Below are 18,899 nucleotides of genomic sequence, written 5' to 3' on the forward strand. Positions count from 1 at the left end.
TGCCGGCGCCGTGCCTCCCGTGGTGAAGACGTCGACGATGCCGTCGAGTTCGCTGGCTTGCGCCTCGGTCTGTTCGATGGCGGCGTTGATCTCCTCGACCAGGGCGGCGTTGTGCTGCGTCATCTCGTCGAGCTGGCGCACCGCACCCGTCACCTCCTCGATGGAGGCGGCCTGTTCACGGCTGTCACGGGCGATCCCGTCCATCAGTTCGTTGCTCGACCGGGCGGCCGCCAGCATGGCCTGCAGCTTGGCCGCGGCGTCGTCGACCAGCTTCGAGCCGATCTTGACCTCGCCGGTGCTCTGCTCGATCAGCGCCTTGACCTCGGCCGAGGCGTTGGCCGCCGACTGCGCCAGCCGGCGCACCTCGACCGCCACCACGGCAAAGCCCTTGCCGGCATCGCCGGCGCGCGCCGCCTCGACCGAGGCGTTGAGGGCCAGCAGATTGGTCTGGAAGGCGATGTCGTCGATCATGCCGATGATGTTGGAGATCTTGTCGGATGACGTCGTGATCCGCTCCATGGCGGCCGTCGCCTGGTGCATCACCGCCCCGCCCTCCTCGGCGGTACGGGTGACGGTGCCGGCCGACTGGCTGGCGTCCCGGGCGCGGTCGGCGTTCTGCGCCACGGTGGCGGCGAGTTGCTCCATGGTCGCCGAGGTTTCCTCGATCGTCGCGGCCTGCTTGGTGGTGCGTTCCGACAGGTCGTTGGCCCCGGACAGGATTTCGCCGGTCGCCGTCTTCAGCGAGCGCGAGGTCTGCTTGAGCTGGCCGACGATGTCGCTCAGCTTGTCGGCCACCGCGTTGGTGTCGGCCTTGAGCCGGGCGAAGGCGCCCTCGTAGTCGCCCTCGACGCGCCGCGTCAGGTCGGTCTCGGCCAGGGCGGCCAGCACCGAGCCGGTCTCGCCGATACCGCGCTCGACCGTCGCCACCAGATTGTTGATGCTGGCGGCGATGGCGTTGAGTTCGGCATCGGGGAAGCTCTCCTCGACGCGCTTGCCGAGATCCCCCGCCACCGCCGCGTCGACCACCGCGCCGAAGGCCTGCTGCAGATCGCCCATCATCCGGGTGCGCGCCTCCTGGTCGCGGATGATGCGGGCCGCCTCCGCCTCGGTGAGTTGCGCGACCTTGCGGCCGCTCTCGCGGAAGACCTCGACCGCCTGCGCCATCTGTCCCGGCTCATCCCGGCGCGCCGTGTCCTGGATGTCGACGTCGAGATCGCCGGCGGCGAGCGCCTGCATGGTTGCCGTCAGCCGCGCGATCGGCGCCGAGATCGAGCGCGACACGCCGAACCCCACCAGCGCCGCCACCGCCAGCATGGCACCGGCGACGATCAGCATCATGTTGCGCATCTCGGTGACCGGCGCGAACACTTCCTCGGTGGATTGCAGCGCCACGATCTGCCATTTGACGCCCTTGAAGACGAAGGACACGCTCGACACCGTCAGCGGCACGCCGCGATAGCTGTCCGCCGCGCCGGCGGTGACCGCCACGAGGTCGAGCTTCGTGGTCAGCACGTCGTTGCCCTCGGAAAAGCGCGACTCGGAGCGCAGCAGGCCATCGGTGCCGACCAGCAGCACCTCGCCGGTCTTGCCCAGGCCGCGCGCGCCCTGCAGTTTGCCCGACAGGCCGTCGGCAGGTACGGCAAAGACCAGCACGCCGATCACCAGCGGTCCCTTGTACACCGGCGCGGCGATGAAGCTCTGCGCCACGCCGCCCACCGGCTCATAGGCGGCAAAGTCGAGGTACTTGACGATACCCTCGGGCGAGGCGGCCGCGGCCTTGAAGGCAGCGCCGAGGCCGGTCCGCTCGAGGGCGCCGCCGGGGCCGGCGCCAAGCGCGAAATCGTCGCGCTTGGCGGCCGAGTAGACCATGGTGCCGGCGTAATCGAACAGCATCACGTCGGCATAGCCGTGCGCCAGCATCAGCGAGCGGAAGACCGCATGGAAGCGTCCGTGCTGGATGTCATAGGCATTGTTGGGACGGTTGGCGCTGTCGAGCTTGAAGCGGTTGGCAGCGTCGTTCGGGTTGTCGGCCAGATAGGCCTGCCGCAGCGTCTCGGCCGACTTGCCGGACAGGTCGTCCTGGGTCGCGGCATAGCTGAAGAATTCGAGCGCATTGACGGTGTCGGAGCGCCGCGCCAGCAGCTTGATGTCGGTTTCGACCTCGCGGAAATAGGTGGTGAGCTGGTCGTAGCCGGCCTGCACCGCGGCATCGAGGGCTGCCTCGCGCTGCTCCTGCACGGTCTGCAGGCTGATGAGATAGGCGGCGACGCCCACCCCCAGCCCGAACAGCATCGCCATGCCCACCACCACCACGGGCAGCTTCACGGCAATCTTCGTATTGGGCAGGAAGGCGAGCTTCGGCAAGCGCAGCGCAGAACCTTGGCGGAAACCGAAACGAGGCAGAAGACGCGGGAATTTCCCCATGGCGCTTGCTCCAGCAGGCGGCGCCGGGGACGCTGTAAACAGCAGAGGGCGGCGCGCGGCCGAGGCTGCGCCCGTCGCACCTGCCAGCCCCCCCAAAAAGGCCGCAGAAGACGATTTCTGAAACGCTACCGGCGCAGGGTTAATTTCGCCTTACACCCCGCGCCAGCGACGGCGACCGGGCGCTAGGCCCGGTCGATGTCGATGGCAAGGTTGCCGCGGCTGGGAAAGGCGCGGGCGGCGAGCTCGGCCCGGTGGCGCAGGGCCCGGGCATCCTGGACGTGCGGCAACGGCGCTTCGGCGCGCCCGGCCGCGGCGGCGAGGGTAAAGACGTCGACGATGCCGTCGAGATCCCCGGCCTGCGCCTCGGTCTGCTCGATGGCGGCGTTGATCTCCTCGACGAGGGCGGCGTTGTGCTGGGTCATCTCGTCGAGCTGGCGCACCGCCGTGGTCACCTCCTCGATCGCCGAGGCCTGCGCGCGGCTCTCCCCGGCGATCCCCTCGAGCAGCTCGCGGTTGCGCCGGGCCCCCTCGAGCATGGTGTGCAGCTGCCCCGCCGCCTCCGTCACCAGCTTCGAGCCACCCTTGACCTCGCCGGTGCTCTGCTCGATCAGCGCCTTGACCTCGCCACTGGCCTCCGCCGCCGACTGCGCCAGCCGACGCACCTCGACCGCCACCACGGCGAAGCCCTTGCCGGCCTCGCCGGCGCGCGCCGCCTCGACCGAGGCGTTGAGGGCCAGCAGATTGGTCTGGAAGGCGATGTCGTCGATCAGCCCGATGATGTTGGAGATCTTGCCCGAAGAGCTGGTGATGCGTTCCATCGCCTCGGTGGCGGCGCGCATGACCTGGCCGCCGGCATCGGCCGTGCGGCTGACCTCCGCAGCACTGACGCTGGCTTCTTCGGCACGCTTGGCGTTCTCGAGCACCGTGGCGGCCAGCTGCTCCATGGTCGCCGAGGTTTCCTCGATCGTCGCGGCCTGCCGGGTGGTGCGTTCCGACAGGTCGTTGGCCCCGGACAGGATCTCGCCGGTCGCCGTCTTCAGCGAGCGCGACGTGTCCTTGAGCTGGCCGATGATGTCGCTCAATTTGTCGGCCACCGCGTTGGTATCGGCCTTGAGCCGGGCGAAGGCGCCCTCGTAGTCGCCCTCGACGCGCCGCGTCAGGTCGGTTTCGGCCAGGGCGGCCAGCACCGAGCCGGTCTCGCCGATGCCGCGCTCGACCGTTGCCACGAGATTGTTGATGCTGGCGGCGATGGCGTTGAGTTCGGCATCGGGGAAGCTCTCCTCGACGCGCTTGCCGAGATCGCCCGCCACCGCCGCGTCGACCACGTCGCCGAATGCCTGCCGCAACTCACCCATCATCTGGGCCCGTTCGGCGCGCCTCTGCTCCACCGCGGCCCGCTCCCCGTCGGTCATCTCGGCCACCCGGATCGCGTTCTCCTTGAACACCTGCACCGCCTTGGCCATTGCGCCGATCTCGTTGTCGCGGCCGGCGCCATCGACGACGACCTGGTGGTCGCCCTCGGCCAGCGCCTGCATGGTCCGGGTCAGTTGCCCGATCTGGCGAATGACGCGGCGCGAAAACAGGATGCCGATGAGGACGGCGAGGCCCGCGATCGCCAGTGTGCCCCAGACCATGGCGGTGCGCATGGCGTCGACGGCAACGAGGCTCTCGGCCACGGACCGCTCGGCCATTACCGCCCAGTGCGCGCCGAGGAAGTCCAGCGGCGCGACCCCGGCCAGCGACTCGGTGCCGTCGGCGGCGACGAGGCGGGCTTCGGCCGCCGCGCTGCCGCCTACCGCTTCGATCAGCGACGCATTGTCGACCGTCTCGGCCAGCGCCGTCGGCGCCGCCGCCAGCGGCTTGTTGCTGAGCACCTGCCCGGCGCGGTCCACGAGATAGGTCTGGCCGGTCTCGCCCAGTCCGTCGCGCGCCGCCAGCACTGCGTCAAAATAGCTCACATCGAGCCGGATGACGACGACGCCGGCCACCGTGTCGGGCGCCGCCGCGGCCGCCACCGCCTGGGCCACGAACACGGCGGGCGCGCCGCCGGCATAGGCATAGGGGCTGAAATCGCTGACCACGGCGCGGCCGACGCCGGCGGCGGTCGCCGCCTTGACGCTCGTCGCGAGGCCGCTGGCGCCCAGCCCGCCATCCTTCACGTTGAGCAGGAAATCATCGGACTTGGTGACCGAGTAGACGAGGTTGCCCTCCCCGTCGACGACGTAGATGTCGCCATAGCCGCCATTGCGCCAGATCGAGGCCACCGAGGCGTGCATGGGCTCGTGACGGAAGCCGTAGATGCTCTTGCTGCCGGTGCCGGTGAGCTTGGCGCGTTCGGCGGCACTCGAGCCCTGCGGCTGGAAATACGCCTTGACGATCGGGATATCGATGCTGAGCGCCCCGAACAGATTGTTGAGTTCGGTGAGCGCGGTCTGCGCGCCGGTGCTGGCGGCAAGATTGTCGATGTCGCCGACGACCGTGCGCAGGCGTTCCGCCAGAAGATCCTTGCGCGCCTGGGCCAGCACGCCGAGTTCGGCGCGACTGGCCCGTTCGAGTCCGGATTGCGCGTTCAGGTAGCCGACGATGCCGACGCTGATCGAGCCCATGGCCGCCAGCCCGGCCAGCATCACCGGCAGCACGAAGGCGAGTCGCGCCGACCTCAGGCCATGCACGGCACGGCCGATCACTCCGAATTTCATCACGAGTTCCCCCAGAACCAGATGGGGGGATTGTCCGCGAGGGGTCCTAATATTGCCCTAATCGGCCAGGCACGCCCCGCCGATCAGGACAGCGCCCCGATCACCGCCTCGATGCGCTTCTTCATGGTCGCGGCATCGAAGGGCTTGATGATGTAGTTGTTGACGCCGCAGGAGATCGCCTCCTTCACCTGCTCCTTGTCGGAGCGGCCGGTGGCCATGATGAACGGCATCGACTGCGTCTTGGGATGCTTGCGGATCACGCGCAGCAGCGTCAGCCCGTCGACATCCTCCATGTTCCAATCGGAGATGATGAGGTCGATATTGGACTTCTCGAGCTTGCCCAGGGCATCGCGGCCGCTCTTGGCCTCGATGATGTTGACGAAGCCGAGCTGGGTAAGGATGTACTTGCAGATGCCCCGCATCGATTGCTGGTCATCCACGATCAGGACATTGATGGAACTCGCCTTCGGCATACCGACGCTTCGCCTTCTAGCTGCCCGCGCGCGCGGGTTGCGCAGCAGCGACCCTAGGGTCAAACCATTACCAATGTCTCAATCGGACCGGCTCAGGCCGCGGCGCCGAGGCGGGCCAGGGCCGCCACCAGCCGGGCGGCGATGGCTTCCACCGGGGCCTGCTCGACCACGGCCCCTTCCTCGAAGGCGACCCGCGGCATGCCGTAGACGAGGGCCGAGGACCGACTCTGGCCGACCGTGTGGCCGCCGGCCTCCCGCATCAGCTTGAGGCCGCGGGCGCCGTCCCGGCCCATGCCGGTCAGGATGGCCCCGACCGCCCTCGGCCCGACGGCCTTGGCCACGGATTCGAACAGCACGTCGACGCTGGGCCGGTGCCCCGAGGCGAGGTCGTCCTGCATCAGCCGGCACTTGAGCTGCCCCGAGGACCGCTCGACCCTGAGATGGTAATCGCCGCGGGCGATGTAGGCATGGCCGACCTCGAGCGGCATGCGATCTTCGGCCTCGTGCACGCTGAGGTCGGTGACCTCGTCCAGCCGTGCGGCGAACCGGGCGGTGAATCCGGCGGGCATGTGCTGGGCGATGACGATGGGCGGGCAGTCGGCCGGCATGTCCGAGAGGATGACGCGGATCGCCTCGACCCCGCCGGTCGAGGCGCCGATGGCGATCACCGAGCCGAGGGGGGCGGCGGCCGTGCGCAGCGGCACCTGCGGCGGCAGCGCCCGCATCGCCCGACCCCGCACATCGCTGTGCGCGGCGGCGCGCACCTTCTGGCGCAGGTTCTCGCCGAACGCCTCGAGCCCGCCCGCAAGCTCCGCATTGGGCTTGGCGACGAAATCGACCGCTCCCAGTTCCAACGCCAGCAGCGTTTCGCTCGCCCCCTTGCTGGTCAGGGTGGAGACCATCACCACCGGCAGCGGCCGCAGGCGCATCAGCCGGTCGAGGAAGGCGAGCCCGTTCATGTTGGGCATCTCGATGTCGAGCGTCACCACGTCGGGGTCGCACGCCTTGATCTTCTCGCGGGCGTCGAGCGGATCCTCGGCCGTGCCGACGACGACGATGTCGCCGTCGCGCCCCAGCGTGCGGGTGAGCACCTCGCGGATGAGCGCCGAATCGTCGACGACAAGCACCCTGATGCTCATGCTGCCGCTCTCGCCTTGAGCGCCGGCGGCGACTGGTAGATGGTCTTGCCGACGAGCCGGAGGCCGGTGCTGCCCGACCTCAGGTTTTCCGAGTGCCCGATATAGAGGAAGCCGCCGGGGGCCAGCATTGCGGCAAGCCTGTCGAACAGGGCACCCTGCGTCGGCTTGTCGAAATAGATGGCCACGTTGCGGCAGAAGATGGCGTCGAACGGCCCCCTCATCGGCCAGGCCGCGATCAGGTTGAGCGGCTTGAACGCGACGACCGCCCGCGCTGCCGGCGGGATGCGGATCGTGCCGTCTCCCGGCCGCTCGAACAGTCGGGCGCGTTCCGCTGGTAGCCCGTTGAGCTCGGACTCCGGGTAGGTCCCTGCCGCCGCCCGGGCGAGCACGCGCGTGTCGATGTCGGTGGCGAGAATGCGAAAATCCCAGCGCTGCAGGTCCGGATGGGCCGCGAGCAGGCTTAGCGCGATGGTGTAGGGCTCCTGGCCGGTCGAGCAGCCCGCCGACCAGATACGCAGCCGGGGCCGGCCGGCGGCCGGGGGACGCGCCCGCTGCAGCAGCCCGCCGACATGGGTTGCCAGATGGTCGAAATGGTGCTCCTCGCGCCAGAAGCGCGTCAGGTTGGTGGTGAGCGCATTGATGAAATCCTGCGCCTGCTCCGCCGAACCGCAGCGCTCGAGGTGATCGAGATAGGCGTCGATCGTCGGCAGCTGCAGGGCCCGCACGAGCTTGGAGAGCCGCGACACCACCAGCGTCCGCTTGGCCTCGGAGAGCGAAATGCCCGCCTGGGCATAGACGCGCGCCTTGACCCGGTTGAACTCCCGGTCGCTGAGCGCAAATTCGCCCGGATCCATTCCCCGCCCCCCGCTCACGCCGTCGCCATGCGATCAGGCGCTCTTCCGCCTGGGCAGCAGCAGCGCCCGCGCTGCTTCGTCCCCGAGTTCGCCGACATGACCGTCCAGCCGGGCGAGGGCGCCGCTGCCCTCCTCCAGCGCCCCATCGATCATGCCCGTTGCATTGCTTAGATTCTCTAAATGCGCGCTCAGCCCGCCGAGGATCTCCTTGACCTTGCCGACCTCGCCGAGGCCGTCTTCGGCCTGCGCCCGGTTATTGCCGGCCAGCACCCGGATTTCGCGTGCCGTCTTCTGCGTCGATTGCGCCAGGGTCCGCACCTCGTCGGCGACGACGGCGAAGCCGGCGCCCTTTTCCCCCGCGCGCGCCGCCTCGACGGCGGCATTGAGCGCCAGCAGGTTGGTGCGGAAGCCGACATCCTCGATGGCAGCGACCAGCCTGTCGATTTCGACGGTTGTCGCCTCCACCCCCTCGGCCGTGATCTGGGTCCGCTGCGCCGCCAGCGCCGCGTCGGCGGCCAGCACGGCGGCCTCACGCTGCAGCACCCGCATCGTCCTCAGCCGCTCGCGGCCCGTACGCAGGGCGGCTTCGGCCGCGGCCGTGCCGTTGCGGCTGGTCTCGGCCAGCTCTGCCATGGCGGTGACCGTGGCCCTGTATCTGTCGATGGCGTCGAGCACGGCCGCGGTCTTGCGCTCGAGAACGGCGCGGGCCGCCACCGCCTCGTCGCGCTCGTCGGCCAGCACCCCGATCATGTCGCCCAACTGGCGCAGTTGCGGCGCAAACCCGGCATTGGACAGTTGCGCGTCGGGGGCGGGCCGCTCGCCGGCCAGCAGCCGCTCGAGCAGGCGCGCGCCTGCATCGAGGCTCTCGAGCCCCTGCTGCAGCTGCCGCAGCGCCGGCGACTCGGCAACGGCGGCCGGCGTGAAGCGGAAACCGGTCTGTCCGCCCGCGAGGGCCTCGACAAAGGCGTCGAGATCGTCGTCGGACACGAACTGCCCGACCGGCGTCAGTTTGACCAGCACGCGGCCGCCGCCCAAGTCCAGGCGGCGGGCCTCGAAGCGCCGCCCCCCGGCGGTGAGCAGCGCGCGTTCGGCAACGCCGCCGCCCGCTGCGAGGAAGCCGTCGCCGAACAGGGCGTCGGCGGTCCGGCCTTCGAGCGCCTCCGGCGCAATGGCGACGAGCCCCTGGCTGGCGCCGAGGATTTCGCCAGCGGGGGAGAGCAGCAGCGCCGGCTGCTGCAGCCCCGAAAACGCCGCCTTGAACTGGTGGGCCCGCTCCAGCCGGCCACATAGCCGGGCGACGAGGGCCTCGCTGCCAGCCACCTCGCCGGGGCCCAGGCCGACGGCCCGGCCGAGCGCCTCGAGCCGCGCGGCCGCCTGCCGGTCGGCCCGCCAACCGAGGGCCAGGTTCGACCCGATCCCCGCCCCCAGGGCGACGCCGGCCAGGGCAAGGCCGAACACACCGCTCCCGGCGAACGCCACCGCGGCCCCGGCCGCTGCCGCGGCGCCCAGCCAGGCGAGGCTGCACAGCAGTGCTAGCCGGGTGCTGCGCATGGCGCGGCGCTACCGGAATCGAGGGCGGAGGGGGAGACCATGCGGCGAAACTAGAGCCGCAATGGTTAACCAAAGCTGTAGATCGAGGTGCGGCCGCAAGCTCTCGGCAACCGGCGCCGTGCGCTCAGAACAGCTCGACGTCGCCGGCGGTGGGCCGCACCGCGCGGCGCACCGCGACCGCCAGTTCCTGGCGGACGATGCTTGCCCCTGCCGCATTGTCGAGCCGCTTGACGAAGGCGCGGCCGGAATGCGGCTTGAACAGCACGCGCCGCGCAAAGCTGCCGCCGACGTCTTCCTTCACCGGCGCATAGCCCTCGTTGAGCAGGAACTCGCGCACGAAATCGATGTTCTTGGCTCCGATGTCGGCCAGGGCGGCATTGATCAGCCCGCCGCCGAACACCTTGATCTCGAGGTTGCGCTTGAGCCCCGTGCCCCGCACGAGCACCTGGTTGATCAGTTGCTCCATGGCGAAGGCGCCATAGCGCGCCGGCGCGCCATAGTGGTCGCGCGCGGTGCCCGAAGGTTCGGCGAGCAGGAAATGGTTCATGCCGCCGACGCCGGCGACGACGTCGCGCACGCAGGCCGAGATGCAGGAGCCGAGCACGGTGGAAAAGGTGAGACCGGGCTCGGCCGAGACCAGGCAGTCCCCCTGGTGCACCGTCGTGACGACCCCGCGGTCAAATTCGGCAGGCAGGGAAGTCGGCAACGCCATAGTCAAGAAGGGCCTTCGAAGGAACTGCCGCGATCCTACCCGGCCAATCCTTAGTGAAGCGCTAACCACGTCGCCCGAGCCCGGCGGCGGCGTCGGCGTTGGCAAGGAGCAATTTAGATATCGGCGCTAGGGTCTTCCCAGCAATTCGGGGATCGGCTGCCATATGTCGCTACAAAGACTCGCGCGCGAGCTGGATGAAACCGCGCGTCAATCCGCCGCGATGGTCGAGGGGGTAACCATGGCGCTCGAGGTGCTCGCCGACCGGGCCCGGCCGGTCGAGGAGACGCGGCGGGAAGCGGTATCCATGATCATCTCGGCCCTGCAGGGCCAGGACCGCATCGAGCAGCGTTGCCAGAACATGGCGCTAGCCGTCCGCCAGTTCGCCCTGCTGCCGCCCACCGCCCCCGACTCCGTGTACGACGAAATCTGGTCCAGCCTGGTGCTCGACGAACTGCGCGTGCCGGCGCTGTCCGGCACGGCGGCCCATGGCGTGCACGGGGAAGCCGAGCTTTTCTAGCCGTCCATCCTGGCGCCGGACACCACGGCGTGGAGGTCGATCAGGCCGACCATGCGGTTGTCGTGCGTGACGATGCCGTTCAGCAGCTCGGTGTCGATGGAATTGCCCTCCGGGACGTTGTGGATGTCGTCCCGGCTGACGGTGAGGATGTCGCTCACCGCATCGACCAGGATGCCGACCCATTTCTCGCCGACCGACATGACCACGACGACGTGGTTCTTGGTGGGCGAGGTCTGCCCCTCGCCGAAACGGGCCCTGAGGTCGAAGATGGGCACGATGGTGCCGCGCAGGTTGATGACGCCGCGCACGAACTCGCGCGTGTTGGGCAACGGCGTCGCCCCGTTCCAGGCGCGGATCTCGCGCACGGTGGTGATCTCCACCCCGTAGGTCTGCTCGCCGATGGAGAACGCGATCAGCTGCAGCGTGTTCTGCCCCGCCGATGCCGCGCCGTTGCCGATGTCGTCCTTGTAACCGAGGGCTTCCATGTTCCCCTGCCTTTCCTTGCCGCCCTCACGGGCGGCGCCTGCTGCGCGGCTCAGGCAGCACTCTTGTGCGCGATACCCGACCTGAGCCCCTGTACGTCGACAATGAGCGCGACGCTGCCGTCTCCCAGAATGGTGCCGCCGGCGATGCCGTCGATGCGCTGGAAGTTCTCTTCGAGGCTCTTGATGACCACCTGCTGCTGCCCGATGATGTCATCGACGACCACGGCCATCTTGACCCCGCCCTCGGCCTCGCACAGCACCACGAAGCGGCTCTCGGCAGCGACGTCGGTGTGCATCTCGAAGCGCTCCGCCAGATCGACGACCTGGACGTACTCGCCGCGCACCTGCAGTACCCGGCTGCCGGTCGGCATGCGCGAGAAATTGGCGCGCGCACACTGGATGGTCTCGACGATCGAGGACAGCGGGATGACGTAGGGCGAGGCGGCGACCTTGACCAGCATCACGTCCAGCACGGCCAGCGTAAGCGGCAGGCGCAGGGTCATGCGCGTGCCCCGCCCGGTCCAGCTGCGCACATGCACGGAGCCGCCGATCTTCTTGATATTGGAGAGCACCACGTCCATGCCGACGCCGCGCCCGGAGATGTCGCTCACCGCTTCGGCGGTGGAGAAGCCGGGCGCGAAGATCAGCTGGTCGATCTGCTCGTCGGTCAGCTGCTGGTCGGGGCCGACCACCATGCGGTCGCGCGCCACCTGCAGCACGCGCTCGCGGTTGATGCCGGCGCCGTCGTCCTCGACCACGATCAGGATGCTGCCGCCGGCCTGCTCGGCCGACAGCCTGATCGTGCCGGTTTCCGGCTTGCCCGCGGCGCGCCGCGCCTCCGGCGTCTCGATGCCGTGGTCGGCCGAATTGCGGATCATGTGGGTGAGCGGATCGGAGAGCTGCTCGATGATCGTCTTGTCGATCTCGGTGTTCTCGCCGGCGGTTTCGAGCCGGATCTTCTTGCCGGTCCTGGCGCTGAGCTCGCGCATCAGCCGCGGCATGCGGCTGAACACGGACTTGACCGGCTGCGCCCGGATCGCCATCACCGAATCCTGCAGCCCGCGCGTTGTCTGCGCCAAGACCTCCAGGCCGCGCACCAGCTCCTGGTAGCGGGCCCGCAGCGTCTCGTCCATCTGCTGGGTCAGCATCGACTGGGTGATGACGAGTTCGCCCACCATGTTGACCACGCGGTCGATCTTGTCGAGGTCGACGCGGATGGACTGCACGCCGGTGGCGCGGCGGTCCTCGGGGCCGGTGCGGCGGTCGTTGGCGCCGTCATAGCCGCCCCCGTACCGGGGCGGCAGGGCGGTGGCCGGCGCCGGCGCGTCCACCGCCGGCTTCGGCGCCGGTCGCAGCGCCTCGGCGAGCGCGGCAAAACTGAGCGGGGCATCCTCGGCTGCCGCGGCGGCGGGCACGGCGGACGGCTCCGCCGCGGGGGCCTCTGCAACAGGCACCGGCGCTGCCGGTGCCGGCGCCGCCATGCGCAGGCCGACCTGGGCGATCGACAGGTCGCAATTGCCGTCGACGAACTCGAACACCTCGGCGATCTCGGCCTCGCTGGCCGACGGTGCATAGAGCGTGATCTGCCACGAGCAGTACACCCCGAACGGCTCGAAGTCGGCGAGCGGCGGGATCGGACGCAACTCGGCCCTGACCTGGATGTCGCCGAGCGCGGCCAGTTCGCGGAACAGCAGCAACGGGTCGTTGGCGCGGGCGTAGAGTTCGCGGTGCGGGGTGAAGTGGATCTCCCAGTGGCCGCGCTCGCCGCTGAGCGGCGGCGCCGCGAAGCTGTCGCCGGGCCCCGCGACGGGAATGAAGGCGACCCCCGCGGGGGGATCGGCGCGCTCGAGGTCGACCATGACCGGCACGAAATCGAGGTCGAATTCCTCGATCGGGGCGCCGTCGTCGTCACCGTCGTCGCCGCGCGTCAGCGCATCGAACTGGGCCTTCTCGTCGGCGCCGTAGCCCGCCCCGAGCTCCTCGCCAGCCCTGGCCGCGGCGACGAAGTCGGCGACGATGTCGTTGGCGCGGATGCACAGCACCGTGACCGGCTCCGAGAGCTCGACGCGGCCGTCCCGCACGTGGTCGAGCAGGGTCTCATAGGCGTGGGCGAAGCCGACCAGCGCCGAAAAGCCGAAGGCGCTGCCGCCGCCCTTGATGGAGTGGATGGCGCGGAACACCGCATTGAGGCGGTCGCCCGAGCGGTCCCCACTTTCGATCGCGGCAAACTGCTCTTCGAGTTCGGTGAGAAGCTCGGAGCATTCGTCGAAATACGTGGCCTTGAAATCGTCGAGGTCGCTCATGGCGGTCCGTTCTTACCCTTCTGGGCTAGTGCAGGACGCGGTGGATGACGTTGATCAGCTTTTCCGGGTCGAACGGCTTGACGATCCAGCCCGTGCCGCCCGCCGCCCGGCCCTGGTCGCGCTTGTCCTGGCTGGTCTCCGTGGTGAGGATCAGGATCGGCAGGCTGTTGTGCCGGCCGGTGGCGCGGACCCGGCGGATGAACTCGATGCCGTCCATGACCGGCATGTTGATGTCGGTGATCACCACGTCGACATTCTCGGTCTCGAGCACGTCGAGGCCCTGCTGGCCGTCTTCCGCCTGCAGCACCTCGAACCCGGCATTGGCGAGGGTGTGGTGCAGCATGGCGAGGATGGTGCGGGAATCGTCTACGGTCAGAACGCGCATCAGGCCTCAATCCCCCTGGCAATTTCCGCAAAGCTTTCGCTCAGGCCGAGGCGCTCGATGGCGGCCAGCATGGGCGCGCTCGCCCCGGCGACCTCGAAGGCGACGTTGTTGCGGCGCGCCGATTCCGCGGCGCTGATCAGCATGAGAAGGGCATTGGTCGCGACCCGCTCGACGTCGCCGGCCACGACCCGCACCGGCCCGGACTCCACCGCGTCGATGAGCTGATCGCGGACGCCGTCGAGCGCATCGAGGTCGACGATCGCCGGCAGGGCGACGGTTCTGGCAGTCGCTTGCGTCATGTGAAAATGCTGCCCCCGGGGTGACTCCCCCGCTCCCCACTCTCCACGGGAACGGTTTACGAAGTGCTAAACCGGCTGCGCCGCCGCGGCGCCGGCACCTGCCACGGCGGCCTGGATCGCCGCCAGCGGGGGCTCGGCGGTCCAGCGCGGCCGGCGGTCCTTGTCGACGAGGACGGCACGCACCCCCTCGGCAAAATCGGGGAACACCGCCAGCAGCCGGGCCATCCTGAGGTCCAGCGCCAGCACCTCGGCGATGCCCGGCAGGCTGCGTGCCGCCCGGTGGCTGTGCAGGATGGCCGCGAGGCTGGTGGGCGAGCGCGCACGCAGCAGCGCGGCGAGTTCGGCGATCTCCGGGTCGCCGGCGCCCGCCCGCGCCACGGCGGCGACGATCTGCTGCGCCGTCTCCAGTTGCAAGGCGGGCGCCAGGCGGTCGGCAAGGGCGCAGAGCGAGAGGTCTCCCGCCTGGATGGACAGCGCCTGCATGAGCGCCACCACCGCCGGCTCGATATCGCCGGTGCCGGCCGCGGCCACGAGCCCGGCGCGCAGCTGCGGCAGGCTTTCCGGCAGGACGGCGCAGTCGGTGAGCCCGAGCGCCAGCGCGTCGGCGGCACCCACCGGCGCGCCGCTCAGCAGGAACAGCAGCGCCCGGTGCTCGGGCGCCTTGGCGAGGATGGCGTTGACGCCGACATCGCCGAAAAAGCCGATCCCTGCCTCCGGCATGGCGAAACGGGCGGCGGGCGTGGTGAAGCGGAAGCGGGCATGCCCGGCGATGCCGATGCCGCCGCCCATGACGATGCCGTCGGCGATGACCAGCACCGGCTTGCCGTAGGTGGCGATCATCAGGTTCATGGCGTATTCGTCGGCGAAATAGGCCTCCGCCTCGGCCCGCCGGCCGGCGATCACCAGCTCCCGGGCCGCCCGCACGTCGCCGCCGGCGCAGAAACCGCGGCTGCCGCGGGCCTCGAACAGCACGGCGCGGACGTTGTCGTCGTCGCGCCAGAGGGCGAGCGTCGCGGCGATGCCGGCAATCATGCCATGGCTCAGCGCGTTGATGGCCTCCGGCCGGTTGAGGGCGATGACCCCCATATGGCCTTCGACAAAAATCTCGAGTTGTGCGCTCATCTTGCCTCCATGCGTGCATTTGGCATGGCCGGCCCACGGCATGCAACGGCCCGGCAGCGGCGCCCGTTCCCTGTCGCATAGCCCGAGGCCCCGCCTCGGCGCGTGCCCATCGGTTTCTCCGCTCTCACGGCCTCTCGCTCAAATCGCGCCACGGGCGCGATTTGCCGGCTGACGCCGTCGCCAGCGACGCCCCGAAAGAGGGAGGGAAGGCCGACTGCGGCCCGCGATCCCTGCCCGATGCACTACGTCCGGCGATCCCTTACAGCCAGCCCTTGCGCTTGAAGAACAGGTAGGGCAGCACCGCCGACAGGATCATGAGACCGAGCGCCATGGGGTAGCCCCAGGACCAGGCGAGTTCGGGCATGACCCCGAAGTTCATGCCATAGATGGAGGCGACCAGGGTCGGGGGCAGGAAGACGACGGCGGCGACTGAAACGATCTTGATGATCTGGTTCTGCTCGAGGTTGATCATGCCGAGGGTCGCATCGAGCAGAAATGTCACGCGCCCGGTGAGCGCCCTGGAATGCTCGCCCAACGCCTGCGCATCGCGCTGGATGATCTTCAGCATGCTTTGGCTCTCCTTGGCGGCGCTACCCTTGCGCGCCGCTGGGTCGAGCGCGGCATGGTAGGCGGCGACCCGGCCCAGGCTCACGAGGCTCTCCTGGATCATGATCAGCAGTTCCGCCTTCTGCCCGATCAGCGCGATGACCGCCTGCAGGTCCCGCGTCTTGTTGCCGGCATTGCGGAACACCTCGCGGGACAGCGCGTCGATGTCGTTGCCCAGCTTTTCGAGTGCGTCGGCGGTGCGGTCGGTCAGGGCTTCGAGAAGACCGAGCATCACCTGCTCGCCATTGCTGGACAACGCTTCCTTCTGCCGGGCGGCGCGCGTCTGGTAGGCGAGGAAGGGGCGCGGGTCGGACCAGCGCACCGTGGCCAGCGTCGCGCCTTTGAGAATGAAGGTAACCGGCGTCTTGACCGGCGACTCGCCGTCGAGGTTGGCGAGCGCCGTCATGGTCATGAAGGTAGCACCATCCTCCTGATAGAGCCGGGCCGACAGCTCGATCTCCTGCATCTCGTCCTGGCTGGGAATCGAAATGCCCAGCAGACCTTCCACGCTGGCGTTCTCGTCGGCCGTCGGATTCAGCAGATCGATCCACACGATTCCGGTGGCGGTCGCGGGCGGGCTGGCGACCTCGACAAGCAAATCGGAGCGAGTGGAATAGGCGCGGAGCATGGAAATCCTATTCGGGCCGGAAACCGGCCGGGCAGGCCAGCATAGCATTAGCGTCTGCCGCTGCCGCCGACCAGCCCAGGAGCCTGAGACGCGACCGCCTCAATCCAGCGTCTGCCGGTAGCGCAGCATGGCGACGACGGCGATGACGGCGAGAATGAGGGCGAGGGCGGCGAGTTCCTGCGTGACGTCGGCCAGCCCGCCGCCCTTCAGCATGACCTTGCGCACGATCAGCAGGAAATGCGTCGACGGCACCCCCAGGCCGAGGAACTGCGCCCAGCCGGGCATGCCGGCGAAGGGGAACATGAAGCCCGACAGCAGGATGGAGGGCAGGATGGTGAAGAAGCTGAGTTGCATCGCCTGCATCTGGTTGCGCGCCGCCGTGGAAATGAGGAAGCCGAGCGCCAGGTTGACGAGGATGAAGATGTTGAAGCCGATGAACAGGGCGAGCGGCGAGCCCTCGAACGGCACCGCGAACACCAGCCGCGCGGCGGCGAGGAACACGGCCGTCTGCACGTAGCCGACGACGACATAGGGCAGGATCTTGCCCAGCATCACCTCGGCCGGCCGCACCGGCGTCGCGATCAGCATCTCCATGGTGCCGCGCTCGCTCTCCTTGACGATGGCGACGGCGGTGATCATGACCATGGTCATCGACAGGATGATGGCGAGCAGGCCCGGCACGATATTGGTCGCGGTCCGTCCTTCCGGGTTGTAGTGGCGGTGCACGACGACGGAAAACGGCTGCGCCGCCCCTGCCGAAGGCCGTGTCGGCCCGGCCAGTGTTTCCCTGATGGCGACGTCGACGATTCCCGGCAGGGCCGCCACGGCGCCCCCGGTCGCCGACGGGTCGGAGGCGTCGGCGGCGACGAGGATCTCGGGGTTGCGCCCGCGGATGACGTCGCGCTCGAAGCCGGGCGGGATGACGACGACGAAATTGGCGGCGCCGCGCCTGAGTGCCTCCTCGCCCGCGGCGACGCCGGCGACGGTGCCACGGAAATCGAAATAGCCCGAGTTCTGCATGCCGGCGACGACGGCGCGGGCGAGCGGGCCGTTGTCGGCCATCTCCACCAGCGTCGGCAGATGCCGCGGATCGGCGTTGATGGCGAAGCCGAACAGCACCAGTTGCACGATGGGCAGGCCGATCATCATGGCGAAGGTGATGCGGTCCCGGCGCATCTGGATGAATTCCTTGGTGAGCACCGCGCCGAACCGGCCGAGGGAAAAGCCGCTCATGGCGGGATCCGCGCCTGGGTGGCGACGGCGAAATTGTCGCGCGCCCCGGCCATCAGGTAGATGAAAGCCTCCTCGAGCCCGGCCGCCTGTTGCTGCCAGTGCCGGCCGGAGGCGGCCGCATCGCGCGCGAGCGTGGCGGCGAGCGCCGCCCCGTCGGTGCCCGAGACGTGCAGGGCGGCGCCGAACCGAGCCACCTGCTCGACGCCCGGCTCCCCACGCAGCCGTTCCGCAAGGGCGGCGAGGTCGGGCCCCTCCACCCGGTAGGTGACCAGCCCGACGCGCGCGGCGATCCCCGCCGCCGGGCCGTCGATCAGCTTGCGGCCATAGGCGATGTAGGCGATGTAGTCGCACTGCACCGCCTCGTCCATGTAGTGGGTCGACACCAGCACGGTCACGCCCCGCCCGGCGAGGCGGCGGATTTCGTCCCAGAAATCGCGCCGCGCCTTGGGATCGACCCCGGCGGTCGGCTCGTCGAGCAGCAGCAGGCCGGGCTCGTGGATCAGGCAGGCGGCGAGCGCCAGCCGCTGCTTCCAGCCGCCTGAGAGCGTGCCGGCGAGCTGGCGGGCGCGATCGGCGAGGCCAAGTTCGGCGAGGGCAGCGTCGACCCGCTGCCGGCGCCGGTCGAGCTGGTACATGCGGGCGACGAACTCGAGGTTCTCGCGGATCGACAGATCCTCATAGAGCGAGAAGCGCTGCGTCATGTAGCCGACTTCGGCCTTGATCCGCGCGGCCTCGCGGCGCAGGTCGAGGCCGAGGCAGGTGCCCTCGCCGGCGTCGGGGGTCAGCAGCCCGCACAGCATGCGGATCGTGGTGGTCTTGCCCGAGCCGTTGGGACCCAGAAAGCCGTAGATGGCGCCGCGCGGCACGCGGATGTCGAAATCGTCGACGACGCGCTTGGCCCCGAAGCTCTTGGTCAGCCCGGCGACATCGATGACGGGGTCGGCGCTCACGGCGCCGGCACCACGGTGACCGGCTGGCCGGGCCGGATGCCGGCGGCGTCGCCCAGCGTCGCCTCGGCGAGGAAGGTGAGGCGGGTGCGCTCGTCGCGGCTGTAGATGACGGGCGGGGTGAACTGCGGTTCCGAGGCGAGCCAGGTGAGCGTCGCCGCGAGGCCGGCGGGGCAGCCATCGCAGGTGACGCGCAGCGTGCTGCCCAGGGCGAGCCCGGGGCGCTCCGCCTCGGCGACGTAGAACTTGACCTTGAGGGCGCCGGCGGGAAGCAGCGACAGCACCGGCACGCCCGCGGCCGCGACCTCGCCGGCGCGGTAGAAGACGCGCTCGACCTCCCCGCCGAGCGGCGCCGTGACGGTGCGGTCGGCAAGGTCCGAGCGGGCCTTGTCGGCCTCGGCCCGGGCGGCGGCGAGGCTCGCCTCGGCCGCCAGGAGCTGCGGATCGCGGGCCGGCAGCTCGGCCACGGCCAGTTGCGCCTGGAGCTGGGCCACCTGCGCTTCGGCGCTGCGCAGCGTCGCG

The 18,899-nt window shown here is 69.6% G+C and carries 17 protein-coding genes; 1 reads left to right on the top strand and 16 read right to left on the bottom strand.

What is annotated here, in order from left to right; genetic code table 11:
* From VGD93_RS15030 to VGD93_RS15060, 7 genes are all read right to left on the bottom strand, one after another.
* On the bottom strand, window positions 1-2,364 hold a 2,364-nt coding region (locus VGD93_RS15030; protein ID WP_395012980.1), incomplete at its 3' end, for a methyl-accepting chemotaxis protein.
* A gap of 242 nt (window positions 2,365-2,606) precedes the next feature.
* The gene (locus VGD93_RS15035; protein WP_395012981.1) at window positions 2,607-5,123 is read right to left on the bottom strand and encodes a methyl-accepting chemotaxis protein; all 2,517 of its coding nucleotides are present in this window, start codon (window positions 5,121-5,123) and stop codon (window positions 2,607-2,609) included.
* 83 nt (window positions 5,124-5,206) lie between these two features.
* Complete coding sequence (locus VGD93_RS15040; RefSeq protein ID WP_395012982.1) at window positions 5,207-5,596, bottom strand: response regulator; 390 nt, start codon at window positions 5,594-5,596, stop codon at window positions 5,207-5,209.
* Between the two features lie 92 nt (window positions 5,597-5,688).
* Complete coding sequence (locus VGD93_RS15045) at window positions 5,689-6,735, bottom strand: protein-glutamate methylesterase/protein-glutamine glutaminase (protein ID WP_395012983.1); 1,047 nt, start codon at window positions 6,733-6,735, stop codon at window positions 5,689-5,691.
* Entirely contained in the window at window positions 6,732-7,589 is an 858-nt protein-coding gene (locus VGD93_RS15050) for a CheR family methyltransferase (RefSeq protein WP_395012984.1), read from the bottom strand. Before VGD93_RS15050 ends, VGD93_RS15045 begins: the two co-directional genes overlap by 4 nt.
* A gap of 33 nt (window positions 7,590-7,622) precedes the next feature.
* Complete coding sequence (locus tag VGD93_RS15055; protein WP_395012985.1) at window positions 7,623-9,140, bottom strand: methyl-accepting chemotaxis protein; 1,518 nt, start codon at window positions 9,138-9,140, stop codon at window positions 7,623-7,625.
* Window positions 9,141-9,264: 124 nt separating this feature from the next.
* Complete coding sequence (locus VGD93_RS15060; RefSeq protein WP_395012986.1) at window positions 9,265-9,852, bottom strand: chemoreceptor glutamine deamidase CheD; 588 nt, start codon at window positions 9,850-9,852, stop codon at window positions 9,265-9,267.
* Between the two features lie 163 nt (window positions 9,853-10,015).
* On the opposite strand from VGD93_RS15060, the gene VGD93_RS15065 reads away from it, so the two are divergent.
* A complete protein-coding gene (locus VGD93_RS15065; protein ID WP_395012987.1) occupies window positions 10,016-10,369 on the top strand; it encodes a hypothetical protein in 354 nt (117 codons plus the stop codon).
* On the opposite strand, the gene VGD93_RS15070 is transcribed toward VGD93_RS15065, so the two are convergent.
* From VGD93_RS15070 to VGD93_RS15110, 9 genes are all read right to left on the bottom strand, one after another.
* The gene (locus VGD93_RS15070) at window positions 10,366-10,854 is read right to left on the bottom strand and encodes a chemotaxis protein CheW (RefSeq protein WP_395012988.1); all 489 of its coding nucleotides are present in this window, start codon (window positions 10,852-10,854) and stop codon (window positions 10,366-10,368) included. The two genes, VGD93_RS15065 and VGD93_RS15070, sit on opposite strands and share 4 nt — an antisense overlap.
* Before the next feature lie 50 nt (window positions 10,855-10,904).
* On the bottom strand, window positions 10,905-13,157 hold the full coding sequence (locus VGD93_RS15075; protein WP_395012989.1) for a chemotaxis protein CheA: 2,253 nt from the start codon (window positions 13,155-13,157) through the stop codon (window positions 10,905-10,907).
* A gap of 25 nt (window positions 13,158-13,182) precedes the next feature.
* A complete protein-coding gene (locus tag VGD93_RS15080; protein WP_395012990.1) occupies window positions 13,183-13,542 on the bottom strand; it encodes a response regulator in 360 nt (119 codons plus the stop codon).
* The gene (locus tag VGD93_RS15085; protein ID WP_395012991.1) at window positions 13,542-13,841 is read right to left on the bottom strand and encodes an STAS domain-containing protein; all 300 of its coding nucleotides are present in this window, start codon (window positions 13,839-13,841) and stop codon (window positions 13,542-13,544) included. The genes VGD93_RS15080 and VGD93_RS15085 overlap by 1 nt, the downstream gene beginning before the upstream one ends.
* 66 nt (window positions 13,842-13,907) lie before the next feature.
* Window positions 13,908-14,963: an enoyl-CoA hydratase/isomerase family protein gene (locus tag VGD93_RS15090; protein ID WP_395012992.1), complete on the bottom strand. Its 1,056-nt coding sequence runs from the start codon at window positions 14,961-14,963 to the stop codon at window positions 13,908-13,910.
* Between the two features lie 259 nt (window positions 14,964-15,222).
* Window positions 15,223-16,197: a magnesium transporter CorA family protein gene (locus tag VGD93_RS15095; protein ID WP_395012993.1), complete on the bottom strand. Its 975-nt coding sequence runs from the start codon at window positions 16,195-16,197 to the stop codon at window positions 15,223-15,225.
* Between the two features lie 99 nt (window positions 16,198-16,296).
* Window positions 16,297-17,430, bottom strand: a complete 1,134-nt coding sequence (locus VGD93_RS15100; RefSeq protein ID WP_395012994.1) for an ABC transporter permease — start codon at window positions 17,428-17,430, stop codon at window positions 16,297-16,299.
* Window positions 17,427-18,380: an ABC transporter ATP-binding protein gene (locus tag VGD93_RS15105; protein WP_395012995.1), complete on the bottom strand. Its 954-nt coding sequence runs from the start codon at window positions 18,378-18,380 to the stop codon at window positions 17,427-17,429. Before VGD93_RS15105 ends, VGD93_RS15100 begins: the two co-directional genes overlap by 4 nt.
* The coding region (locus VGD93_RS15110; RefSeq protein ID WP_395012996.1) for an HlyD family efflux transporter periplasmic adaptor subunit at window positions 18,377-18,899 on the bottom strand (523 nt) is incomplete at its 5' end. The genes VGD93_RS15110 and VGD93_RS15105, both read right to left, overlap by 4 nt.

The organism is Devosia sp. (assembly GCF_036406155.1).
GTDB lineage: Bacteria > Pseudomonadota > Alphaproteobacteria > Rhizobiales > Devosiaceae > Devosia_A.